At 71.3% G+C, this 20,738-nt stretch carries 18 protein-coding genes; 13 read left to right on the plus strand and 5 right to left on the minus strand.

All coding sequences use genetic code 11. The features are described from left to right. Positions 1-62: 62 nt before the first annotated feature. Entirely contained in the window at positions 63-356 is a 294-nt protein-coding gene (locus VSH64_RS45630; protein ID WP_326568956.1) for a hypothetical protein, read from the minus strand. A 97-nt stretch (positions 357-453) separates the two neighbouring features. On the opposite strand from VSH64_RS45630, the gene VSH64_RS45635 reads away from it, so the two are divergent. Genes VSH64_RS45635 through VSH64_RS45645 form a run of 3 tightly spaced genes read left to right on the plus strand, consistent with a single transcriptional unit; the run spans position 454 to position 2,421 of the window. Beyond that, a complete protein-coding gene (locus VSH64_RS45635; RefSeq protein ID WP_326568957.1) occupies positions 454-1,071 on the plus strand; it encodes a pentapeptide repeat-containing protein in 618 nt (205 codons plus the stop codon). 37 nt (positions 1,072-1,108) lie between these two features. Continuing rightward, entirely contained in the window at positions 1,109-1,708 is a 600-nt protein-coding gene (locus VSH64_RS45640; protein WP_326568958.1) for a sulfite oxidase-like oxidoreductase, read from the plus strand. Then, positions 1,678-2,421 carry a ferredoxin reductase gene (locus VSH64_RS45645; protein WP_326568959.1) on the plus strand — a complete coding sequence of 248 codons (744 nt, stop codon included), beginning with the start codon at positions 1,678-1,680 and terminating at the stop codon, positions 2,419-2,421. Before VSH64_RS45640 ends, VSH64_RS45645 begins: the two co-directional genes overlap by 31 nt. A 9-nt stretch (positions 2,422-2,430) precedes the next feature. Here VSH64_RS45645 and VSH64_RS45650 read toward each other — a convergent pair whose 3' ends face one another. Beyond that, positions 2,431-4,878, minus strand: a complete 2,448-nt coding sequence (locus VSH64_RS45650) for a helix-turn-helix transcriptional regulator (RefSeq protein WP_326568960.1) — start codon at positions 4,876-4,878, stop codon at positions 2,431-2,433. Then, positions 4,875-6,023 carry a molecular chaperone DnaK gene (locus VSH64_RS45655; protein ID WP_326568961.1) on the minus strand — a complete coding sequence of 383 codons (1,149 nt, stop codon included), beginning with the start codon at positions 6,021-6,023 and terminating at the stop codon, positions 4,875-4,877. Before VSH64_RS45655 ends, VSH64_RS45650 begins: the two co-directional genes overlap by 4 nt. A gap of 522 nt (positions 6,024-6,545) precedes the next feature. Between VSH64_RS45655 and VSH64_RS45660 the strand changes: the two genes are divergently transcribed. The 5 genes from VSH64_RS45660 to VSH64_RS45680 all read left to right on the plus strand — a co-directional run bounded on the left by VSH64_RS45660 (position 6,546) and on the right by VSH64_RS45680 (position 12,887). Then, entirely contained in the window at positions 6,546-7,586 is a 1,041-nt protein-coding gene (locus VSH64_RS45660) for an IniB N-terminal domain-containing protein (RefSeq protein ID WP_326568962.1), read from the plus strand. Positions 7,587-7,687: 101 nt separating this feature from the next. Beyond that, entirely contained in the window at positions 7,688-9,460 is a 1,773-nt protein-coding gene (locus tag VSH64_RS45665) for a P-loop NTPase family protein (protein ID WP_326568963.1), read from the plus strand. After that, positions 9,457-10,650: a GTPase gene (locus VSH64_RS45670; protein ID WP_326568964.1), complete on the plus strand. Its 1,194-nt coding sequence runs from the start codon at positions 9,457-9,459 to the stop codon at positions 10,648-10,650. Before VSH64_RS45665 ends, VSH64_RS45670 begins: the two co-directional genes overlap by 4 nt. An 84-nt stretch (positions 10,651-10,734) precedes the next feature. After that, positions 10,735-12,348 carry a long-chain-fatty-acid--CoA ligase gene (locus VSH64_RS45675; RefSeq protein ID WP_326568965.1) on the plus strand — a complete coding sequence of 538 codons (1,614 nt, stop codon included), beginning with the start codon at positions 10,735-10,737 and terminating at the stop codon, positions 12,346-12,348. Next, positions 12,348-12,887 (plus strand): TetR/AcrR family transcriptional regulator, encoded by a 540-nt coding sequence (locus VSH64_RS45680; protein WP_326568966.1) that lies wholly within the window; start codon positions 12,348-12,350, stop codon positions 12,885-12,887. Before VSH64_RS45675 ends, VSH64_RS45680 begins: the two co-directional genes overlap by 1 nt. Here VSH64_RS45680 and VSH64_RS45685 read toward each other — a convergent pair. Then, positions 12,884-13,285, minus strand: a complete 402-nt coding sequence (locus VSH64_RS45685; RefSeq protein WP_326568967.1) for a pyridoxamine 5'-phosphate oxidase family protein — start codon at positions 13,283-13,285, stop codon at positions 12,884-12,886. The two genes, VSH64_RS45680 and VSH64_RS45685, sit on opposite strands and share 4 nt — an antisense overlap. A gap of 1,475 nt (positions 13,286-14,760) precedes the next feature. Here VSH64_RS45685 and VSH64_RS45690 point away from each other — a divergent pair. After that, a complete protein-coding gene (locus VSH64_RS45690) occupies positions 14,761-15,342 on the plus strand; it encodes an NADAR family protein (RefSeq protein WP_326568968.1) in 582 nt (193 codons plus the stop codon). Here VSH64_RS45690 and VSH64_RS45695 read toward each other — a convergent pair. Beyond that, positions 15,300-16,280, minus strand: a complete 981-nt coding sequence (locus VSH64_RS45695; RefSeq protein ID WP_326568969.1) for a Gfo/Idh/MocA family protein — start codon at positions 16,278-16,280, stop codon at positions 15,300-15,302. The genes VSH64_RS45690 and VSH64_RS45695 overlap by 43 nt on opposite strands. Positions 16,281-16,379: 99 nt before the next feature. On the opposite strand from VSH64_RS45695, the gene VSH64_RS45700 reads away from it, so the two are divergent. From VSH64_RS45700 to VSH64_RS45715, 4 genes are read left to right on the plus strand one after another with little or no spacing between them, the layout of a single operon-like run. After that, positions 16,380-17,342, plus strand: coding sequence for an ABC transporter substrate-binding protein (locus tag VSH64_RS45700; RefSeq protein ID WP_326568970.1), 963 nt, complete (start codon positions 16,380-16,382; stop codon positions 17,340-17,342). Further along, positions 17,329-18,222 carry an amino acid ABC transporter permease gene (locus VSH64_RS45705; protein ID WP_326568971.1) on the plus strand — a complete coding sequence of 298 codons (894 nt, stop codon included), beginning with the start codon at positions 17,329-17,331 and terminating at the stop codon, positions 18,220-18,222. The genes VSH64_RS45700 and VSH64_RS45705 overlap by 14 nt, the downstream gene beginning before the upstream one ends. After that, positions 18,215-18,982: an amino acid ABC transporter ATP-binding protein gene (locus VSH64_RS45710; RefSeq protein ID WP_326568972.1), complete on the plus strand. Its 768-nt coding sequence runs from the start codon at positions 18,215-18,217 to the stop codon at positions 18,980-18,982. Before VSH64_RS45705 ends, VSH64_RS45710 begins: the two co-directional genes overlap by 8 nt. Beyond that, complete coding sequence (locus VSH64_RS45715; RefSeq protein WP_326568973.1) at positions 18,979-20,706, plus strand: aminotransferase class V-fold PLP-dependent enzyme; 1,728 nt, start codon at positions 18,979-18,981, stop codon at positions 20,704-20,706. The genes VSH64_RS45710 and VSH64_RS45715 overlap by 4 nt, the downstream gene beginning before the upstream one ends. Positions 20,707-20,738 lie beyond the last annotated feature (32 nt).

Consider the following 20,738-nt stretch of genomic DNA (forward strand, 5'->3'; position numbering starts at 1 on the left):
TTCCCGAACGCTCCCGCGTGTGGTGTTCGCCGCGTTTCCGGTTCACGGGGCGGAAACGGGGGTCAGCGAGCGACGAGCCGGGCGATGAACCCGCTCACGACCAGCCAGAACACCGCGGCCAGGCCGTAGTCGAGGATCACCGCGAGATCGGCGTTGCCCACCGGGAACAAGCCGGGGAAGAAGAGGGCGAGTGGGACGGCCAAGGAGCGGATGAAGATGAAGAAGCCGTTCGCGGCGTTGGCGCCGGCGAGCAGCATCACCAGGTAGACCACCTCGATGAACGCGAACAACGCGCCGATTCCGGTGATCACTCGGGCTGCCGTGTTGGTTCTGGTGGAAGTTCGCCATCTGGACATGCTCAGTAATTCCCACTTCCGGGTGACGGTGAAACGCGTCACCGGGCAGATTGCGCCGGTTGGTCGACGACGGTCGGACAACGGCTAGCCTGGCCGCGTGCCCGACACACCCGCGTCCCCCGGACCCGCCGAGACCGAGGTGGTCTTCCGCCGGGAGGACTGGTACGCCGACGAGTTCACCGGCCGGCGCTTCGAACGGTGCGAGTTCCACGATGTCGACCTGACCGAGGCGGTCACGCGCGGTGTCTCGTTCGTCGACTGCGTGTTCGGCAACGTGCGGTTCAACGCCTCCAAGCACGTGGACACGGCGTTCACCGGGTGCACCTTCGCGCGCTGCAACCTGTTCGACGCCGAGTTCACCGGCTGCAAGCTCGTCGGCAGCCGGTTCACGGAGTGCTCGCTGCGACCGATGAAGGTGCTCGGCGGCGACTGGTCGTTCACGGGGCTCGCGACCGCGGACTTGCGCGGCGTGAAGTTCCAGGGCGTGCGGATGCGCGAGGCCGACCTCTCGGGCGCGGACTGCACCGGGGCGACGTTCGCCGACGTCGACCTGTCCGGCGCCGAACTGCTGGACGTGAAGCTCGGCGGCGCCGAACTGCGGGGCAGCGACCTGTCCGCGCTCGACCCGAGCCGCGCCGAGCTGGGCGGGGCCATCGTGTCGCCTGAACAAGCGACGGTGCTGGTGACGTCGCTCGGACTGCACGTTCGCGGGTAGGCTGCGCTGGGCTGTCGGCTCGGGAAAGGAGTCCGCGATGGGTGTCGTCACACCGGGGTTCACCGGTCGCGCTCGCGGGGCCGACCCGCGGCTGCCGCCGGGGCAGTACCTCACGGAGGACTTCCCCGTGCTCACCGCCGGGCCCACGCAGCGCGTGAACCTGGACAAGTGGGAATTCACGGTGACCACGGAGAAGGGCGAGAAGCGCGCGTGGTCGTTCCGCGAGCTGACTTCTCTGCCGAGCGAGAAGTTCACCGTGGACATCCACTGCGTCACGCAGTGGTCCAAACTCGACACGCGCTGGCGCGGCGTGCCCGTGGAGTCGCTGGTCGGCGACCTCGACACGATGGCCGACTACGTGCTCGTGCACTCCTACGGCGGCTACACCACCAACCTGCCGCTGGCCGACCTGCTCGACGGGCAGGCGTGGGTGGCGTACGAGTACAACGGCAAACCGCTCACCCCCGAGCACGGCGGCCCCGCGCGGCTGCTCGTCCCGCACCTGTACTTCTGGAAGTCGGCGAAGTGGGTGCGCGGGCTGGAACTGGCCACGAAGGACGAGCCGGGCTTCTGGGAAGCCTCCGGCTACCACGACTACGGAGACCCATGGCGGGAACAGCGGTATCAGGGCGACTAGCTTGGCGCGTCGCCCACCTCGCGGAAATCCGCCAGGAGACGGCGTCGGCGCGCACGCTCGTGTTCGACGTCCCCGGCTGGCCCGGCCACCTGCCGGGCCAGCACGTCGACGTCCGCCTCACCGCGGCCGACGGCTACACCGCCCAGCGCAGCTACTCCCTGGCCGCGCCGTCCGACGGTGACCGCCTGGAGCTCACGATCCAGCGCGTGCCCGGCGGCGAGGTCTCCGAGCACCTCACGGGCCCCTATGCGGTCGGCGACCCCGTGGAGATACGCGGCCCGATCGGCGGCTGGTTCGTCTGGCGCCCCACGGAACCCGCCCCGGTTCTCCTGGTGGCCGGCGGTTCCGGCGTGGTGCCGCTCATGGCGATGATCCGCGCCCGCCGCGCCGCCGGCAGCCGTGCGCTGTTCCGGCTCGTGTACTCCGTGCGCACCCCGGCGGACCTCTACTACGCCGAAGAGCTGCGCAAGCCGTACGCCGGGCTGGACGTCACGTACGTCTACACGCGGGAGCTTCCGGAGGGTGCTCCGGGAATTCCGCGCCGGCTCAGCGTCGCCACGTTGAACACGGCGAGTTGGCCGGCGGACTTCGGGCCCACCTCGTACGTGTGCGGGCCTACGGCTTTTGTCGAGACCGTGGCCGACATCCTGCTCGCGCTGGGCCACTCGCCGCACGCGATCCGCACCGAACGCTTCGGCCCCAGCCGCGACTGACCCGCGCCGTCAGGAGAGGTCGGGCTTCGCCAGCTGGTCCCGCAGCGTGGCGAGCAGCTCGCGGCGATCCGTTGCGCCGAGCTTGGCGCGGATGCGGGCCATGTGGTGTTCCACGGTCTTGCCGGAGATGAACAGCTTGCTGCCGGCCTGCTTGTAGGTGAGGCCGTCGACCACGAGGCGCGCGACTTCGAGCTCGCGTTCGCTCAGAGTGCTCAGGCCGGGCGCCGCGCCGGGTTCCGGCGTGGCGGATTCACGGCGGCCGGTGCCGGCCTGGAACTGGCGGGCGGCTTCGAGGAGCTGGACCATCGCCTTGCGGTCCGACGTGCGGATGGCGGCCTGGCCGGCCAGGCGCGCGGCGTCCCAGCAGAGGTCGAGTTCGTGCAGCTCGGCGGCGGCCGCGGAGATCTCGTCGTGGTCGAACGTGCCGCTCAGCACGGCGAGCCAGCAGGTCGCGGCGCGGGCGAGGGCGGCCGGGTAACGGCCGTGGCCGGCGAAACCCGTCAACGCGGCCAGCTGGTGGGCGGCCGTGTCGAGGTCCTCGACGGTGATGGCCGCGTGCAGCTCGTGCCAGCACAGCGAAACCGTCCACAGTGGAGGGTTGCCGAGGTCGGCGAGCATGGCGTGGGCGTGGCGCAGCTGACGCGTGAGCTTGGCGTTCGCGCCGGTGCGGGCGGCGGCGATGGCCAGCTCGCCCAGCGGCAGCAGCGTGAACAGGTCGGTCTGCTGCCGCATCGACGCCTGGTACGCGCGGTCCCACGACTGCTGCAGCCCCACCAGGTCGCTCGCGCGGCGGGCGAGACCCAGCTCGAGCGTGGCGAAGAACAGCTCGTCGCGGGCTTCGAGCCGCAGGCCCGCCACGGCGTCGCGGTGTTCGGCGGCGGCGGTGAGGTGGCCGCTGGTCATCGCGACCCAGCCGAGCAGCAGCCGGTGCCGCGCGGTGAGCAGGTCGCCGCCGACGTCGCTGGCCAGCGCGCGGTCGAGCACCGATTCGGCGAGCCCCAGCTCACCCGAGTGCAGCCCGACGAGCGCGGCCAGCGCGGCCGGGCTGTCGGGCAGCGGCGCGCCGGTCGCGGCCGGCTCGAGCATCGCCGACGCGCCGACGAGCGCCGAGAGCGTGTCCGCGCCCGGGCCGCTCACCGAGTCGACGATCCCGCTCGCGGTCCGCGCCACGGCTCCCGCGAACAAGGTCGGTGCCATGCCGGGCACAGGCGCGTCCACGAGTGCGCGCGCCGCGTCGAGCTGGCCGGAGCCGACGAGCGCGATGCTGGCGAAGGCGTTGGCCGCGCCGCGCCCGGCCCACCGGTACACCTCGGGCACGTGGGCCGACGGGGAGTCGGCGTCCACCGCCGCGGCCCACCGGTACAGCTCGGCGCTGCGCGCGAGCTCGCCCCGGTGCGCCAAAACCGTCGCGGCGATCTCCGCCCCGGCGGCGCGTGCCTCGGGGTCGTCGCCGCTCAACATGCCGTCGCCCAGCCGCAACGCGGTGTCCAAGTCGCCGGACAACGCCGCTGCCCGCGCCCAGCCGGTGGTCACCGCCGAGTCGCGTGCCCCCGCCTCGGCCGCGGCTTCGAACAGCCGCGCCGCGAGCTTCGCGTCCGCCGGCAAGGCCTCGCCGGCCGCCGTCGCGAACGCGGCCGCCGCGCTGGCGCCCGAACTTCCCGTGTCCAGCAACGATTTCGCCAGCTCCAGCACCGGCAGCCCGCCCTGCAGCTGGATTTCCACGAGCCGCTGCAGCACCGTGAGCCGGCGCGCCGGCGGGCCGTACGTGCGCACGGCCTCGGCCGCGACCGGCAGCAGTTCGTCGTTGGCGTCGAGCAAACCCGTGGCGCGCGCGCCGTCGACGACCTCGGGCAACCGGTCCGGCGCCAGGTCGAGCAAGGCGCACAACAGGTCCAGGTTGCGGCCCGCGCCGGCTTCGGCGGCGATCAGGTACCGCAGCACGTCGTCGTCGAGCTCGGCCAGCTCCGCGCGGAACTCGCCGAGCTCCTCGGTCACGGCGCGCTCCACCAGCCGCGGCACCCCGCCGGTGCGCGAGTGCAACGCGGCCGCGGCCGCGGCGTCCACGAGCCGGCCGGTGAGCTGCCGCGCGAGCGCGCCGACTTCTTCGGCACTCAACGCGGAGAGCACCACCTGCCGGGCGAACGGCTCGGCCAGCCCGCGCAACGCCACCGAACGCGGGTTCGGGCGGTGCGCCAGCACGACCGGTCCATCAAGCGCCGTCAGTCTCGCCACGTCCTCTTCGCCGAGCTGGTCGGCGTCGTCGACGAGGGTCGCGTCGACGCCGGCTTCGCGGCAGCCCGATTCGAGCGCGCCGAGAAGCGTGGTCTTGCCGTAGCCACCGGGCGCGACCACCACGAGCCGCGCGGGCGGCGCGGTGGCAGCCGCCAGCTCCGCGAGGAGCAGGCGGGCAACGGGGTGGACGGCGTCGGTGCCGGTTTTCGCCAGCAGTGCGTTCAACAGTGACCTTCACCGGTGGGGGCCGCGCCCGGGTGGGCGCATGACGTGAGGGACGCGGGGTGTGGCGGGGCGGTTCCCTTGTCCGCCGTGGCTTCGTGGGAGGAGAGCATGGCGATCAGTGCCGTGGAACCGATCGCGAGCACGGCGGCCGCCGCGGCCAGCGGCCGCCAGCGGCGCAGCAGTTTCGCTGCGCCTTCGGGTTCGGGCAGTTCGAACGGCGTGATCTCCACCGGCGGTGGAGCCGGCCGTTCGGTGAGCTCGGGGACCGCGTCGACCTTGGGGAGCAGGGTCGTCTCCGCGGCCGCCGCCGGCTGCTCCCGCCGGGCGGGCGGGCTCATCCGTTGAGCGGCAAGGCTACTGGCCCCGAACGCGGCCGTGAGCGGCGGCTGGGGCGAGGTGAACACGGGGCACGGCAAGCGGCCCGGCAGCACACCCGGCCCGGGCTCGCCGCTGAACACGATGCCGGCCAGCGCGTCGGGCAGCACCGAAATCCCGTGCGCCAGCGCGAAAGCCGTGCTCACGGCCGCCGCGGGCGCCACCCCTTCGCTGCTGGCGCGGGTCACCCAGCCGCTCGCGCCGGACGCCGTGGCGAGCGTGACGGTGACGCCGTCGGGGCCGAAGTCGCACACCGCGGCCGTGCGGTCGCCGGGTCCGGGATCGGGCAGGTGGGCACAAAGCGCACCGATCGCGCTGGGCACCAAAGTCACGGCGGCGAAGCCGGAATCGGCCAGCGCTCGTCGCAGAAGGTCACGCCGGTAGTCGCCCCAGTCACCGGGGTGGGTGACGACGAGGTGCTGCGGCGCGCCACCCAGTTGGGCGCCCGCGTGCTCGGCGATGCCCTCCACGAGCACCGCGGTGAGTGACTCCGGCGAGAAGCGCTCGCCGCCGACGAACACGGGCACGTCGTCGCCGATGCGACGGTGGAAGCCCGTCAGCAACCGGGACGGAACGCTCGTTCCGGCGCGCGCGGCGGCGTCTCCGGTGAGCAGGTAACCCTCGTCGTCCAGGAACAATGCCGTCGCCGCGGCCGGTGAGCTCTCGCCGAGCCACAGCGGTTCGGGGGCGCCCCAGCCGTCGGCCTGCCGGCGGCGCGTGGCGGCGTGGGTCCGGGCGTGGGCGACATCGATGCCGAGCACATAGGGCAACGCCGCTTCCTCCCTTCGTCGCACAGGGACGGGCCAAGGAGACCAATCCGCCCCCTAGGGGAACGCCATCCTCACCCGTTCGGGTCATTGGGGCAAGCGCGGGTGGGATTTACCCAACCGAGCCCCCGAACGGATGAGCCTGTAACTCCCTAACGATCTCATATCGACCCCCTAACGGCTGAGCGAGCTGCGACTGTCGGTGAACGCCGATGTGAACGGGGGTGCGAGGCCGGTTCCGACGGGTGCTCGGGGAGGGGCTCGCGGCCGAACCCCCGGGGCCCCGACCATCCTCACGCGATCGGGTCACCGACTCCGGGCAAATGTCGGTTTTAACCCCACTGACGGGTCGATCGGTCACCCGTACTCCCTAACGGGTACCTGCCGACCCCCTAACGGCGCAACGCTTGACAACTGGGAGTGAACCCCGATGTGGGCCGCGAGCCCCGTCTCTACCTTCATCGGCAACCTGGCCGGCGACGGCCGGGCCAATCCCCCGTTATCGACACCTCTGGAGATCCCCACATGGACCCGGTGCAGACCCTGCACGATTTCACGCTCAACCTGCTCAGCGACCCGATGTCGCTGGCCGCTTTCGCGCAGGACCCGCAGGCCGCGCTGCAGGCCGCCGGTCTCGGTGACATCAGCGCCGCCGACGTGCACGAGGTCATGCCGCTGGTGCTCGACTACATCCCGGTCGACGACCTGGGCGCGCTCCCCACCCTCCCGCAGGCGGGCGACCTCACCGGTGTTCTCGCCGACGGCCCCCAGGGCGCCATCGAGCAGCTGCAGGCGCTCACCGCGGGCCTCGGCCTGCCGGGCGTCGACGGCCTGTCCGTGCCGGCGCTGCCGGGTCTGCCGGCGCTGCCGGCGCTGCCGGCCGTCGGTGAGCTGCCCGCCGTGGGCGAGCTCCCGATGGTGGGCGAGCTGCCCGCCGTCGGCGCCCTGTCCGGCGTGACCGACCTGCAGAACACCGCCGCGGGCGTCACCGCCCTCGCGCAGGACCCGACCAGCGCCTTCGGCCTGGTCAACGACCTCTCGGGCGGCCTCGACGCCGGTGCCGTCAGCGGTATCGCGGGCGGCGCCGTCGCGCAGGTCCAGGACCTCGGCGGCCAGGTCACCGGTGCCGTCGACGGCTCCGCGCCGATGCACGTGAGCGACCTGCCGGCCGCCGGTGGCGCCATGAGCACCGTGGGCGACCTGACCGGTCACCTCACCGACGTCACCGGTGGCGTCGGGGGTCACGTCAGCGACCTCACCGGCTCGGTCACCGACACCGTCGGCAACCTCACCAGCGGCCTCGGCGCCGGTGGCCTGGACCACGCCGTGGGCGGTGTGACCAACGAGGTGCAGTCGCTCACGCACAACGTGGTTCCGGACCTGGGCGGCGAGCGCGCCGACACCCACACCGGCACCGACGCGCACACCGGCACGGACGCCGGCCTCGGCGTGGTGCACGACACCGTCTCCACGGTCACCGACCTGGGTCAGCACACGCTGGGTATCGACCTGCAGGCCGGCGTGGAGACCAACCACGGTGGCGGCGGGCTCGACCTGCACCTGTAGATAGATCTGCTTCGTCCGGAGGTGGCTTCGCGGTCTGGGTGCGACCGCGGAGCCACCACCCGGTTCGCACACTCCTCGTACACGGGGGACACTTCTTCGACGTGACCGCTCCCGCTTGGCTCGAAGTGCTCGACGAGACCTTGGACGCCTGCCGGTCCCACGGCCGCGAAGACCTGGTGCAACGCCTGCGCCGCCGCCGCGACCGACCGCCGGGCACCACCCGCATCGCCGTGCTGGGTTTTCCCAAACAGGGCAAGGGCTACCTCGTCAACGCCGTGCTCAACGCGCCCGTGTGCGCCGTGGGCGACGCCGCCACCCCCGCCGTGCCGGTCGAGATCGGCTACTCCGCGCAACCCGCCGCCACGCTCGTGGGCCGCGCCGACGAGCGCGTGCCCGTGCCGGTCGAGCGCCTCACCGGCGAACTCGGCGCGCGCCCCCCGGGCTCGCTGCGCCGCGTGGAGGTCGGCGTGCCGCGCGAACTGCTTTCGGCGGGCCTCGTGCTCGTCGACACCCCCGCGATCGGCGACCCGCGTTCGCCGCGCACCGCCGCCGCGCTCGACGTGCTGGCCGAAGCCGACGCCGTGGTGCTCGTGTCCGACGCCACGACCCCGCTCGGCGCCGCCGAGGTCGCGCTGGCCCACCACGTGCGCACCTGGTGCCCGCACGTGGTCGTCGCGCTCACGAAGATCGACGTCTGCCCGAGCTGGCGGGCCGTGGCCGAGCGCGACCGCGCGCTGCTGGGCAACGCCGGTATCGACGCCCCCGTGCTGCCCGTGTCCGCCACCGTGCGCATGGCCGCGGCCAAGGCGGGGGACCAGGATCTCAACACGCGCTCGGGCTTCCCGGAGCTGCTCTCGTGGATCGCGGAGCAGGCCGCGCGGCCGCCGGAGCACACCAGCGCGGTGCTGGCCGCGCTGAGCGTGCGCGCCGCCACCGCCGAGCTCGTGGAGACGCTGCGGGCGCGCGCCGAGATCGCCGGGCAGGACGCGGGCGTGGACCAGACGACGCTGCTGCACCGCGCGCAACGCAAGGCCGACGAGCTGCGCAAGCGCAACACGCGCTGGCAGAACCTGCTCGCCGACGAGATCGGCGACCTGCAGTCCGACGCCGAGTACGACCTGCGCGAACGCACGCGCAAGATCGTCGAGACGATCGACGAGACCTTCGACAAGGGTGATCCGGTGAAGGTGTGGGACGAGTTCGGGCCGTGGCTCGACCGCACGCTCACCGAGGCCGTGGAGACGAACTACACGTTCACCGCCGATCGCGCGGAGTGGATCGCGCAGGCGGTGGCCGCGGCGTTCGGCGCGCAGTACGACCTGCCGGATCTGCGCCTGGGCGACTCGGGTGCCGAGCTGATCGCCGACGTGCGCGAGCCGCGCATCGAGGGCTTCAAGATCGGGCAGAAGCTGTTCACCGGTCTGCGCGGTTCCTACGGCGGTGTGCTGATGTTCGGGCTCGTGACGAGCCTGGCCGGGCTGCCGCTGATCAACCCGGTGTCGCTCGGCGCCGGTGCGGCGTTCGCGGCGAAGACGATCAGCGACGAGGGCGGCATGCGGCTGCAGCGGCGCCAGGCCGTGGCGAAGATGACCGCGCAGCGCCACGTGGACGACGTGTTCCTGCGGTTCTCGAAGGAATGTCGCGACGCGATCCGCAGCGTGCAGCGGAAACTGCGGGATCACTTCACCGCGCTGGCCGAGGAGCTGGCCGACCAGCTCGCGCACGAACGCGAGACGATCATCGCCGGCTCGGCCGAGCGGGAGCGGCGGATGGTGAAGCTGCGTCGCGAGATCGAGCGCCTGGCCGGGCTGCACCAGCGCGCCGGTGAGCTCGGGGTGCTCGCCGGCCGCGCACCGAGGGAGCTGCCAGCGTGACCGAAGACGTCCGTGGCCTGCTGGCCGAAGCCGGCGCGCTCTACCGCGACAGCCCGCGCGCGTCGGTGCTGCTGCGCGAAGCCCTCGGCCACCTCGACGAACCGCTGCGCGTCGGCATCACCGGCGCGCCGGGCACGGGCAAGTCGACGCTCGCGGCGGCGCTCGGCGACACGCGGTCGTTGCGCGACCTGGCGCTCGTCGACGATCCGGCCGCTTCGGTGCTCACCGACGCCACCGTGCGGCTGCTGCGCCACCTGGAGCCCGACGAGCTGGCGGGCGCGCACCCGGCGGCGCGCTCGGCGTTCGCGCGGCAGACGGCCGTGGACACCGTGCTGGTGCTCGCGCGCGCCGACGAGACGGGCGCGGGGCGCATCGACGCGTTGCTCACGGCGAAGCAGCTGGCGCGGCGCGCGTGGCGGGAAGACCCGTTGTGCAGCGGGGCGCAGGGCGTGATCGCGGTGGCGGCGCAGCTCGCGTACGGCGCGCGCGCGTTCACCGAAGACGAGTTCGAGCTGCTGGCCGCGTTCGCCGCCGTGCCGCGCGAGGAGCTCGAGCGCTACGTGCTGTCGGTGGACGCGTTCACGGATCCGGCGTTCCCCGGGCCGGTTTCGGTGGACACACGGCGTTCGCTGGTTTCGCGGTTCGGGTTGTTCGGCGTGAAGCTGGCGCTGACCTTGATCCGCACGGGCAGCGACAGCCGCGTGAAGCTGTCCACGGAGCTCGTGCGGCGCAGCGGGCTGGGGGAGCTGCGCGACACCGTCGCGGGCTGTTTCGCGGCGCGCGCGGAGGCGCTGAAGGCCCGCACGGCCGTGGTGCGGCTGGAAACCGTGTTGCAGAGCGAGCCGCGCCCGCACAGCGACCGGCTGCAGGCGCGCGTGGAGCGCTTCGCGGCGACGGCCCACGACTTCACCGAGCTGCGCCTGATCGCCGACATCCGGGGCGGCCGCACCGCGCTGTCCGGCGAGCCCGCGGACGAGGCCGTGCGGCTGCTCGGCGCGCAGGGCACGACGCCGGAGGAACGCCTCGGCCTCGACTTCGAGGCCGACCCGCGCGAGGTCTACGCGGCGGGCGCCGACGCCGTGCTGCGCTGGCGCCACGAGGCCGAACGCCAGGACCGCCCGCCGGCCGAACGCGCGGCGGCGCACGTGGTGGTGCGCAGCGCGGAAGGCGTGCTGGCCCTGTTCGCGTGATTTTCGCCTGGCCGGGGTGTTGACGACGGCCGTTTCGGCGTCGCACCATAGAGCACTCTATGGTGCTGGCGAAGGGGCCGTGGCATGGCAGTCGAGGTAAGTTCCGCGTTCCGCGTGCTGGGCGACGTGCTCGACCACTGGGCGCGCGAGCGGGGCGACGAACCGGCCGTGACCTTCGGCGGCACCACCCGCACCTGGACCGAGTTCGACGACCGCGTGCGGCGGCTGTCCGTGGCGCTGGCCAACTTGGGGGTCGGGCGGGGTGACCGGGTGGCGTTCGTGGACAAGAACCACCCGGCGTGCCTCGAGGTGACCTTCGCGGCGGCGGCGCTGGGCGCGGCCAACGCGATCGCGAACTGGCGGCTCTCGCCGGACGAGCTGGCCTACGTGCTGGCGGATTCGGGCGCGCAGGTCGTGTTCGTGGGCGCGGAGCTGCTGCCGGTGCTCGACGGGATCCGCGACCGGCTGCCGGCGGTGCGGCAGTTCGTGGTGGTGGGTGGCGCGCAGGACGCGTTCGAGCCGCTGGTCGCCGGCGGTGATCCGTCCTCTGTGGACTTCCCGGCCGTGACCGAGGACGAGGGCGTGCTGGTGATGTACACCAGCGGCACCACGGGTTTCCCGAAGGGCGCGGTGCTGACCCACCGCAGTGTGCTCACGCACGGCACCGCGGTGGGCACGTCGTTCCCGATGGGGCCCGAGGACAAGAACCTGGTCGCGATGCCGCTCTTCCACGTCGGCGGCACCTGCTACGCCATCCTGGGTTTCCTCACCGGGCGCCCGACGATCATGACCCGCGAACCGGACGCCGCGTCGCTCTTCGGGGCGCTCGCCGCGGGTGCCACGCACGCGTTCCTCGTGCCCGCGGTGGTGGCCGCGATCGTGCAGGCGGGGGAGCAGGCGATCGCCGGGCTGGCGCGGCTGAAGTACCTGGGGTACGGCGCTTCGCCGATGCCGCTTCCCTTGCTGCGCACGGCGCTGGCGGCTTGGCCGGACATGGAGTTCGTGCAGGTGTACGGCATGACGGAGCTTTCCGGCGCCGTGACGACGTTGGATGGTGCGGCGCATCGGGATGCTTCGCGGCCGGAGCGCCTGGCGTCGGCGGGGACGCCGGTGCCGGGGGTCGAGGTGCGGATCGTCGATCCGGCGACGTTGGAGGATGTTCCTGCGGGTTCTGGCTCGGGCTCGGATTCCGGCTCGGATTCCGGCTCGGGCTCGGGTTCGGGGGAGGTCTGGATCCGCACCGACCAGCGCATGTCGGGCTACCTGGGCAACCCCACCGCCACCGCCGAGACCATCGTCGACGGCTGGGTCCGCACCGGCGACATCGGCCGCCTCGACGACGGCGGTTTCGTGTTCTTGGAGGATCGAGTCAAGGACATGATCATCACCGGCGGCGAGAACGTCTACTCGCCCGAGGTGGAGCGCGTGCTGGCCGAGTACCCGGGCGTCGCGGAGGTCGCCGTGATCGGCGTGCCGGACGAGCGCTGGGGCGAGCAGGTGAAGGCCGTCGTCGCCCCGCTGCCCGGCGAGTCCGTGGACGTGGAGAAGCTCCTGCAGTTCTGCCGCGCCCGCCTGGCCCACTTCAAGTGCCCTGCCAGCGTCGACGTGCTCGAGGCCCTGCCCCGCAACGCCACCGGCAAGATCCTGAAGCGCTCCCTGCGCGAGCCGTACTGGCGGCACCGGGACCGCAACGTCTGATGGCCGCGGTCACCCGGGCGCAGTACTTCCAGGCCACCCTCGACATCCTCGCGGCCGACGGCTTCACCGGCCTCAACGTCGGCCGCCTCTGCCGAGATCTTGGTGTGACCAGCGGCTCGTTCTACCACCACTTCGGCGGCTGGGCCGCGTTCGTCGACGAACTCCTGGTGTTCTGGGAAAACCGCCAAGTCGTGCTCCTGGCCGCCGGCGACTTCGGCGCCGCCGGCCCCTCCGCGGACTTCGCCGCCTTGATGGACCTGACCCTGGGCCTGCACCACAAGGCCGAAGCCGCCATCCGCGCCTGGGCCGCCAACGACGAAACCGTCCGCTCCGCCCAAAAACGCGTGGACGACGCCCGCCTCCGCACCGTCGGCCGCGCGGTGAAGGGCGTCGTCGGCGATGCTCGGCTCGCCCGCACCCTGACCGCTCTCGGCCTCGCCATGCTCATCGGCCACCAACAACTCGTCGCCTCCGGCGAACCCTCCGACCTCGGCGCACTCCTGGCCGAATACACCTGGCTGGTGCACTCGCGCGCCTAGGCGTTCCCCAACACCCTGCCGATCGCGATCTCCAACACCACCCGCTTCGGATTCGGCTTCGGCTGCCGATACCTCACGGCGTACCGATCCTCCGCGTCCCGCACCGACACGGGGTCATCCCGCAACGTCATCCGCCCCTCCAACGTGGACCACCGCGGCCCCTCCAACTGACACACCGCCGCCGCCACCCCGGCCTCCCCCGCCGCCTTCACCAACCGCGCCTTGCGCGAATCGGCAAACGTGATCACCCGCGCCACCCCCGCCTCGAAATCCACCGTCACCCCCACCGCCACCACATGCGGCGTCCCATCCGGCCGCACCGTGGTCAGCGACGCCAACCGGCGCTCCGTCCAGAACACCCGAAACTCCTCACCGCGCGCCACCAAATCGATCTCCATGGGGGCACGCTAGCTGGCGAGGGCGGGTTGGGGTGGTGGGGGAGGTTGGCGACAGTCTTTGGCCCTTGCTTGACGCGACGGTCTGGAGGTCCACTGTCTTTGACCTGCCAGGCGCGACGGTCTTTTGCGCTTACGGGCCGCAGCTCGCTTCGCTCGATTAGATGTTACGAGCTTTTGCGCCGCAGTGTGGGACGGTCTTTTACGCCCACGGGTCGCGACTGAATTCACGCGAATTAGATCCACGAGCTTTTGCGCCGCAATGCGGAACGGTCTTTTGCGCCCAACTATCGCAACTGAGGGGATCAACTGGCCACCGCGCGTAGCCTCGACTCCGTTACGCGGCTCAACCACCTGCGAGAACCGCCGAGATCGCCAGTCATCCTTTCCCCGGCCGGCCCCCCGATTCTTTACTTCTTCTACGGTGCTCGAGTTGTGTCAAGGCACGCTTTCCCGCCTTGACACAACTCGAGCACCGTAGAACGCTAGAAAGAGCGGGGTGCTGACCCACGGGTTTGAGGCCAGCCGCAGGCGGGAAGGGGTCGCCGCAGGCGGAGGTCTTTTGCCGACGGAGGAGGCTTTCTTTGGCGGGGTGGAACGACTAAGGACTAAAGACTAAAGAAACCGCAGCAAGGGGCTCCCCGATTCGCAATTATGGCAACGGTTCCGGGTGGGTTGTCAAGGCGGGAAAGAGTACCTTGACAACCCACCCGGAACCGCGCTGTCGCTTTTCGTCGGGGGCCAGCCGGGGGAAGGGAAGGGGGGAGGGTTGGTAAGTCTCCGCGAGTCAGTCTGCCCCGTCGCCTTCTGCAAGTGGGTGGGGTGGCTCTTAGGGATGCACGAGTTGATCTGCCCTGTCGCCATTTGCAGGTCGGGGGAGGCAAGGTGGGTCCCTGCGGGGTCCTGGCCAAGTCGCGTTGGGAAGGTGAGTAGGGGCGGCTCGGAGGAATGTGGTGGGTTGGCCTGCCCGTTCACCTCTTGCAAGTCGGGGACGCGCAGTAGTTCTCCACAGCATCCGGGCCAAGTCGCGTCTCGGGGGGGCTGAGGGATGTGCGGGGGTCCGCTTGCCCTGTCGCCTTCTGCAGGTTGGGGGACACGCGGTAGATCTCCGCAGTGCCCAGGCCGAGTCGCGTTTGGAAGGTGACCGACGCGGCCGTCCATGTTGTGTGAGCCAGCCCGCCCGCTCACCGCGGCATGGATCGAGGCGAGAGGAACCAGCCCCTCACAACCACCGCCCCAACTCCCGATCAGCAAGCGAACCGCCGTCCCCCACAACCCTCACACCGCTTGGTCCGACCACAAGCCGCCCAGGACCAAAAACCAACACCTGCGGCCCAAAAGCTGTCCCCCACAACACCCAACAACCCCCACCCCATCCCACCCACCGACACCCCCACTACTCCATCCAGCCGCCCCCGCCTCCCCCAGCCAGCGAAAACCCCACCCAAACCCGCCCCGATTCGTTCACACTGTCGGGTATGGGACCACAGCCGCGGACGTTCGGTGAGCTCTGTCGCGCCCTTGATCGGGGGCGGAGGTTCAAGTACTTGCCGTTCTGGGGGCATCGGCCGGATCCGGGTGGGCGGATCGGGGCGGGGTGTCTGAGTCAGTGGTGGCCGGCGGGGTTCGAGGTGGAGGGGAGGATGTTCGCCACCGCGGAGCACTTCATGATGTGGCGGAAGGCGACGTTGTTCGGTGACGAGGTCGCCGCGGCGCGGATGCTGGAGGCGCGGCATCCGGGGGCGGTGAAGGCGCTCGGGCGGGAGGTGCGGGGGTTCGACGACGCGGTGTGGAACGAGCACCGGTTCGACATCGTCGTGGAGGGGAACGCGGCGAAGTTCGGGCAGAACGCGGGGCTGGCCGAGTACCTGGCCAACACCGGTGAGCGGGTGCTCGTGGAGGCGAGTCCGGTGGATCGGGTGTGGGGGATCGGGCTGGCGCCGGACGACGAGCGGGTGGGGGAGCCGCGCGCGTGGCGCGGGTTGAACCTGCTGGGGTTCGCGCTGATGGTGGTGCGTCAGGACGTGGGCACGCGGGGGCGCAGGCCGGCGGCCTCGTAGATCGCGTCGATGACCGTCATGGTTTCGATGGCGTCCGTGGCCGAAGTCGACACGGGGGCGTCGCGCAGGACGGCGTCGGCGAAGGCTTCGAGTTGGTAGGCGTAGGACGGGCGGTGGGTGAAGCGTTCCACGGAGCGCGAGGCGCCGCGGCGGATGGACAAGCGGTGCCAGTAGCGCGGTGAGAGTGGGTTGATCGCGCGGAGCTCGCCGTTGCTGCACTGCACCCGGGCGGTGATGCGCAGGACGTCCGAAGACCACAGCGAGCACCGGATCCGTCCGGTCGCGCCCGAAGCGAACTTCAGTGACGCCGTCATCGCGCGGTCGACGTCCGGGGACTTCAGTTTCGCCTGGGCGGAAACGACGGTCGGGGTCGAGCCGCCCAGGAGCCGGGCCATGTGCACGGCGTAACAGCCGGCGTCCATGGTCGCGCCGCCCGCCAGGGCCAGGTTGTAGCGGATGTCCTTGAAACGCGGCAGCGGAAAGCACACGGCGGTCTCCACGTGCTGCACCTCGCCCAGCTCACCCGAGGCCAGCAGCTCCTCCATCCGCCGCATGAACGGGTGGTACCGGTAGTGGAACGCCTCCATCACCACGAGCCCGGCCGCGTCGGCGGCGTCCGCGACCAGGCGGGCCTCGGTGGCGTTGGCGGTGAAGGGCTTCTCGCAGAGCACGTGCTTGCCGGCGGCCAGAGCGGCGAGGGTCCAGCGGCCGTGGAGACCGTTGGGCGTCGGGTTGTAGACCGCGTCGATCGACGGGTCGGCGAGCAGCTCCTCGTAACTCGCGTGGACCTCGCGCACCCGGTGCTTCGCGGCGAACTCGTGGGCGCGGGAGAGGTCGCGCGCGGCGATGGCCGCGATGTCCACGTCGGGGTTTTCCCGGGCCGGTTCGAGCAGGGCTTCCGGGGCGATTCCGGCCGCTCCGAGCACTCCGATGCGCATGGTCCGAACCTTAGCGGACCAGCAGACTTCAACTGGTTGTTGACCACTTCAACAACCAGTTGTACCGTTCCGGCCATCACGACGACCTGGAGGTCCCCGATGCCGTCGCCGTCCCGTACCCGCGCCTGGCAGGCCGCCCTGCTGACCGGTGCGCTCGCCCTCGTCACCACGGCCTGCGGAGGTGGCCCCGACGGCGCCGGCGGCACGCAGCAACCGGCCGGTGGCGGGAGCTCGCCGATCCCGGACAACACCGCGCTCATCACCGCCGTGAAGCCGGACGCGCAGCTCACCGCGGCCCTGCCGCCGGCCGTCGCGCAGGCCAAGGTGCTGCACCTCGCGTCGAACATCCAGTCGGCGCCCAACAACTTCTACTCGAGCGACGGCAAGACGCCGATCGGCTACGAGGTGGACCTGGCCAAGGCGATCGGCGCGAAGCTCGGCGTCACGGTGTCCTACCAGGACATGGCGTTCGGTTCGCTGATCACGAGCCTGCAGTCGGGCCGCGTGGACCTGACCATGGCCGCGATGAACGACACCTTGGAGCGTCAGCAGCAGATCGACTTCGTCGACTACTTCTCCTCCGGCATCACGATCATGGTCCGCAAGGGCAACCCCGACGCCATCACGGGCCCGGACACGTTGTGCGGCAAGAACGTCGCCGTGGTGCAGGGCACGAGCCACCAGAAGTTCGCCACCGCACAGAGCACGAAGTGCACGCAGGCGGGCAAGCCGGCGATCACCGTCACGGCCACCGACAGCGACACGCAGAACCAGAACCAGCTGCGCACCGGCCGCGTCGCCGCGATCCTCAACGACCTGCCCAGCGCCGTGTACATCTCGCGCACCGCGGGAGACGGCAAGTTCTTCGAGGTCGTGCCGGGCCAGCCGATCGAGGGCGGGCCGTACGGCATCGGCTTCACCAAGGCCAACACGAAGCTGCGCGACGCCGTGAAGCAGGCGCTGCAGGAACTCGTGGCTGACGGCACGTACGGCAAGATCCTGCAGGCCTGGGGCGTGGAGCAGGGCGCGGTGAAGGAGGCGGCCGTCAATGGCGGGAGCTGAGCCGCTGCCGATCGTCCGGCTCCGGCACTGGGGCCGCTGGGTCAGCGCGGTGATCATCGTCGCGTTGCTCGTGCTGCTGGGTTTCGCGCTCGCGCAGGCGCAGATCGAGTGGGGCTCGGTGCCCGACTTCGTGTTCTACCGCGTGATGGCCCTCGGCCTGCTCAACACGGTGGTGCTCGCGGTGATCTCGCAGGCCGTGGCGATCGTGCTCGGTATCCTGATCGCGCTGCTGCGCCGCAGCGCCAACCCGGTGGCCAAGTGGTTCGCGGCCGCCTACATCTGGCTCTTCCGCGGGCTTCCGGTGCTGCTGCAGATCCTGATCTGGTACAACCTCGCGCTGATCTTCCCCACGATCTCGATCCCGCTGCCCTTCGGCGGATACCTCGTGCACGAGCCGACGAACGTGCTGATCAGCGCGTTCACCGCGGCCCTGCTCGGTCTCGCGCTCAACGAAAGTGCCTACATGGCCGAGATCGTGCGCGCGGGACTGACCAGTGTGGACGCCGGGCAGACCGAGGCGGCCAAGTCCATCGGCATGACCCCGGGCGCCACGCTGCGGCGCGTGGTGCTGCCGCAGGCCATGCGCGTGATCATCCCGCCGACGGGCAACGACTTCATCAACATGCTCAAGGGCACGTCGATGGCGTCGGTGATCGGCGTGACCGAGCTGATCCACGCGGCCAACAACATCTCGTCCAACAACCTGCTGGTGATGGAAACGCTCATCGCCGCCGCGGTCTGGTACATGGTCGTGGTCACGGTGGCCGGCGTGGGGCAGCACTACCTGGAACGCTCGTTCGGCGCCGCCGACCGCGGGCCGGCCGCCCGGGTCGGGAAGGCGTTGCGGGGGATGCCGCTGGTGAGGGGTGCGCGTGTCTGAGCCACTGCTGCGCGCGGTCGGCGTGCACAAGAGCTACGGCGGCACGGAAGTGCTCAAGGGCATCGACCTGGAGGTGCACCGGGGTCAGGTCGTGTGCTTGCTCGGGCCGTCCGGTGCCGGCAAGAGCACGTTCCTGCGGTGCCTCAACCACCTGGAGACCATCGACGCCGGTCAGGTCTGGGTCGACGGCGAGCCGATCGGGTTCAAGCTGCGCGGCGGGAAGCTGTACGAACTGCGCGAAAAGGACGTCGCACGGCAGCGGCGGGACATCGGCATGGTGTTCCAGCGCTTCAACCTCTTCGGCCACCGCACCGCGCTGGAGAACGTGGTCGAGGGGCCGGTGCGGGTGCTCCGGACCGACCCGGACCAGGCGCGCGCCGAAGCACTCGAACTCCTTGATCGGGTCGGGCTGGCGCACCGCGCCGACGCGTACCCGGCCCAGCTCTCCGGTGGTCAGCAGCAGCGCGTGGCGATCGCGCGGTCGCTGGCGATGAAGCCGAAGCTGATGTTGTTCGACGAGCCGACGTCGGCGCTCGACCCGGAGCTGGTGGGGGAGGTGCTGGCGGTGATGGGTACGTTGGCGCGGGAGGGGATGACGATGGTGGTCGTGACGCACGAAATGGCCTTCGCCGCCGAGGCGGCCGACGAGGTGGTGTTCCTCGCCGACGGCGCGGTGGTCGAGACGGGCCCGCCCGAGGTCGTGCTGAAGAACCCCGCCCACGAGCGCACCCGCCAGTTCCTCGCGCGGGTCCTGTCGTGACGCGGATTTCGCCCCGCTACCTGCTGCAGTTCGACGAGCCCGCCGGCTACCTCGACTTCGCACGGTTCGGGCCGCCGTCGCACGCGGTGCTCGACACCACGGCGAGCCTGCTGGAAGCCGCCACCAAGGCCGGTCCGTCCACTGTGGACGAGCTGATGCGCCAGGAGACGCGCGCGAAGGCGGCGGCCGCGCGGCTGTGCGGCAGCGACACCGACCACACCGTGCTGGTGCCGCACACGAGCCTCGGGTTGTTCCAGGCCGCGTTCAACAGCAGTGGTGAGGTGCTCGTGTCGGCGGGCGAGTTCCCGGCGAACACCTATCCGTGGGCACGCGCTTCGGAGGTCGGCCGGGTCCGGCTGCGCCGGCTGCCGGCGGGTTTCGTGACCCCTTCCCGCGTAGCTTCGGCTTTGACGCCCGAAACGACGGTCGTGTCGGTGAGCGCCGTCGACTTCCGCACCGGCTACCGCGCCGACCTCGCCGCGCTGCGCGAGGTGGTGGGCGACCGGCTGCTGGTCGTCGACGGAATCCAGGGCTTCGGCGTGACCGAGGCGCCGTGGGAGGTCGCCGACGTGCTCGTGGTCGGTGGCCAGAAGTGGCTGCGCGCGGGCTGGGGCACGGGTTTCGTGGTGCTGTCCGACCGCGCGCTCGAGCGCCTCGACCCGATCCTGTCCGGCTGGACGGGCGCGCGCGACCCCGGCCTGTTCGACGACGAGATCCACCCCGCCGACACCACCGCCGCGGGCTGGTCGATCTCGAACCTCAGCCCTATCACGTCCGGCGCCTTCGCGGCGGCGCTCGAGCTGGTCGAGGAGGCCGGCGTCGCCGAGATCGCGTCACGGATCGCCGAACGCGTCGGTGAGCTGGAACAGGTGCTGCTCTCGCTGGGGGCGTCCATCGTGTCCGCCGTGGACCGGCGCGCGGGGATCCTCGCGTTCGAGCTGCCCGGCCACCCGGCGGAACAGGTCGGCGCGGCGCTGTCGGCCGCGGGCCTCGCGGCGACCGTGCGGCCCGAACACGTGCGCCTCTCGCCACACGCCTCCACGCCGGCCTCGGCCGCCGAAGCCGTCCGGTCCGCTTTGGACAGTCTCACCCGCCCGCGCACCACGGTGGCCCTCCCGGCCGCGGCTTCGGGCGGCGCCACGCACGCGTTGCTGAGCGCCCTGATCCCCGCCGTCGACGGCCTGGCCGCCATGCTGGGCCCCGGCAACGAGGTCCTGCTCCACGACCTGTCCCGCCTGCCCGACTCCATCGTCGCCATCGCGGGCGACGTCACCGGCCGCACCGTCGGCGGCCCCATGACCGACCTCCTGCTGGGCCTCGTCCGCCGCGGCACCACCCAGGACCTCACCAACTACCGCACCCACGGCCCGGACGGCCGCGCGATCCGCTCCTCCACCCTCTTCCTCCGCGACGCCGACGGCGTGGCGGTCGGCTGCCTCTGCGTGAACAGCGAGGTCGCGGCCTCCCCGTCGGACCCGCCACCCGCCCGCGCGGAGACCTTCCCACCCGACGTGGACAGCCTGCAGCGGTTTCTCGTGGAGCGCGCCATCGGCAAGGTGGGGATCCCGGTGGAGCTGATGAAGAAGGTGCACAAGGCGGGCGTGGTGCGCGAACTCGACGAGGCGGGGTTCTTCCTGATCAAGGACGCGGTGGACCACCTGGCCACCCACCTGGACGTGACGCGGTACACGATCTACAACTACTTGAATGAGATCAGAGCCTGACCGGGTTGCAGATCACGCCCGCACCCGACGGG

Origin of the sequence: Amycolatopsis rhabdoformis (genome assembly GCF_035918295.1) — a bacterium.
In the GTDB taxonomy this organism is placed as follows: domain Bacteria; phylum Actinomycetota; class Actinomycetes; order Mycobacteriales; family Pseudonocardiaceae; genus Amycolatopsis; species Amycolatopsis rhabdoformis.

What these genes read in the sequence shown, in the direction of transcription:
- VSH64_RS45630 (WP_326568956.1), bottom strand. Translation starts at nt 356, where the DNA reads ATGTCCAGATGGCGAACTTCCACCAGAACCAACACGGCAGCCCGAGTG.
- VSH64_RS45640 (WP_326568958.1), top strand. Translation starts at nt 1,109, where the DNA reads ATGGGTGTCGTCACACCGGGGTTCACCGGTCGCGCTCGCGGGGCCGAC.
- VSH64_RS45645 (WP_326568959.1), top strand. Translation starts at nt 1,678, where the DNA reads ATGGCGGGAACAGCGGTATCAGGGCGACTAGCTTGGCGCGTCGCCCAC.
- VSH64_RS45660 (WP_326568962.1), top strand. Translation starts at nt 6,546, where the DNA reads ATGGACCCGGTGCAGACCCTGCACGATTTCACGCTCAACCTGCTCAGC.
- VSH64_RS45675 (WP_326568965.1), top strand. Translation starts at nt 10,735, where the DNA reads ATGGCAGTCGAGGTAAGTTCCGCGTTCCGCGTGCTGGGCGACGTGCTC.
- VSH64_RS45680 (WP_326568966.1), top strand. Translation starts at nt 12,348, where the DNA reads ATGGCCGCGGTCACCCGGGCGCAGTACTTCCAGGCCACCCTCGACATC.
- VSH64_RS45685 (WP_326568967.1), bottom strand. Translation starts at nt 13,285, where the DNA reads ATGGAGATCGATTTGGTGGCGCGCGGTGAGGAGTTTCGGGTGTTCTGG.
- VSH64_RS45690 (WP_326568968.1), top strand. Translation starts at nt 14,761, where the DNA reads ATGGGACCACAGCCGCGGACGTTCGGTGAGCTCTGTCGCGCCCTTGAT.
- VSH64_RS45695 (WP_326568969.1), bottom strand. Translation starts at nt 16,280, where the DNA reads ATGCGCATCGGAGTGCTCGGAGCGGCCGGAATCGCCCCGGAAGCCCTG.
- VSH64_RS45700 (WP_326568970.1), top strand. Translation starts at nt 16,380, where the DNA reads ATGCCGTCGCCGTCCCGTACCCGCGCCTGGCAGGCCGCCCTGCTGACC.
- VSH64_RS45705 (WP_326568971.1), top strand. Translation starts at nt 17,329, where the DNA reads ATGGCGGGAGCTGAGCCGCTGCCGATCGTCCGGCTCCGGCACTGGGGC.